Genomic DNA, 1,565 nt, shown 5'->3' on the forward strand with positions numbered 1-1,565 from the left:
GTCTGGTTGAACGCCTCGCCAAACTTCGACTTGTTACGAATGCCACGGCGCCGACGGATATCGTGGACCCAGAACGCCACGTTCGTGTAGTCGGGTGCACGCAGCGTTTGCAGCATGCGATTGAAGCTGTTGTGACGGTGCTCCAGCTCCCACTCCTCGCGACCGACGAAGGGCAATCCGCCAAGACGCCAGGTCAACAGGAAGTCGCCACCCCTGGTCTTCACCACCGAAGGCGAGACGTGGGTGGATAGGGTGATGTGCGTCGAGATGGGAGCGTCTGGAGTGAACATTGTCGTCGGTACCGGGTGAACGGGAAGGCCCTGGCACGGTGTGCCAGGGCGGCTGTCCTTACTTGCGCTTCTTTTCCTTGGACGCGTCGCGGTAGTTGTTCGGCGTGAACACCCACATTCCGTCGTGCTCGGGCACATTTCGCACCAGCGTCTTGAACCTCAGGCGTAGCGCGAGCAGCCGGAAGATCATTTCATCGCGACGTGCCATCTGGCGCATCACGAAGACCGATACGGGAATGAGCAGCAGGAACCAGAAGTTGAAGTACATCGCCAACAACAGACCCGTGCCTGCACCCATGAAGAAAGGGATATAAGGCACGCCCATGAACATGGGCGGTCGGGTGCAGCCGCGAAATAGCGCGTTCTTATGCATGGATATGGATGAAGTGCATCGCTACGTTCATGGCATCGATTAGCAGGCCGGCGGTGCTGCTGCCGCCGCTGCTCTGGGTGCATGCCGAGGCGCCACTGCCACTGCCGTTGCCGCCCACGACCATCTTGGCGACCTGAGCCGCTGCGCCGATCATCACACCACCGATCAGGGCCGGAGCCACGTCAGCGATGCGCTTGTGCGCGAAGGCGATGCCATAGCCGGAGAAGATCACCGCGATCGTCACGACGACRATGGATGCAGCGTTGAGCAATGAGTTGATGTCCTGGAAGAAGCCGCACACCTTGGTGCCGGTCTCGCCGACCTGCGCGAGCGCAAGGCTCGGGATCATCAGGGCGGCCACAAGGGCGAACGTGCCGATGGCGTTCATCAGCGGCTTCTTGGACGTGGCAAACGCCTTGGACAGAGAGGGCAGGGCCATCACGAGGTTCCTCTTTACAGTTCAGATAGAGACGGCAGACGCCGCCGGACGAAGGACGGGGCCGCGGCGCGGACCCGGGTTGCGGTGGCCCGAAGGCCGACGTGACGAGGCAGGGACTCCGTCACGTGTAGGGGTGGCATGAGGTCAGAACACGAAGGCGCCATCGCTGCCTCCGTTGCGTAGATCGGCGGGGTCCTGGCGTGGGCCAGGCTGGACGACCGGTGTGGCGGTTCCCTGGGTGGGCGCGGCGTCACGCGGGCCGCGGACCTGGGGTACGAAGATATTGGGATCACCCGCCTGTTGCGGCGCTTGCGCCGGAGCGCTTCCTGTCGCATTGGCAGACACGCCGATCTGCGACATGACGGCGGCGGTGGTGGGATCGGTACGAATTCGGCCTGGCTGTTTGGTCAGGTCGACCTGGGGTAAGCGAGCTCCAACCTGGGACAGCGCGGCCGCCGTGGCC

At 63.2% G+C, this 1,565-nt stretch carries 3 protein-coding genes and 1 pseudogene; all 4 read right to left on the reverse strand.

Annotation, left to right across the window (positions count from 1 at the left end; translation table 11 throughout):
- A pseudogene (locus AC1DSN_RS22370) lies at window positions 1-290 on the reverse strand (VirB4 family type IV secretion/conjugal transfer ATPase); the annotation flags it as partial.
- Between the two features lie 58 nt (window positions 291-348).
- On the reverse strand, window positions 349-663 hold the full coding sequence (locus AC1DSN_RS22375) for a VirB3 family type IV secretion system protein (RefSeq protein ID WP_477333002.1): 315 nt from the start codon (window positions 661-663) through the stop codon (window positions 349-351).
- Window positions 656-1,102, reverse strand: coding sequence for a TrbC/VirB2 family protein (locus tag AC1DSN_RS22380; protein WP_063570703.1), 447 nt, complete (start codon window positions 1,100-1,102; stop codon window positions 656-658). Before AC1DSN_RS22380 ends, AC1DSN_RS22375 begins: the two co-directional genes overlap by 8 nt.
- A 144-nt stretch (window positions 1,103-1,246) precedes the next feature.
- The coding region (locus AC1DSN_RS22385) for a hypothetical protein (protein WP_477333004.1) at window positions 1,247-1,565 on the reverse strand (319 nt) is incomplete at its 5' end.

It is taken from the genome of Luteibacter sp. P4_D7_3, from assembly GCF_056401735.1.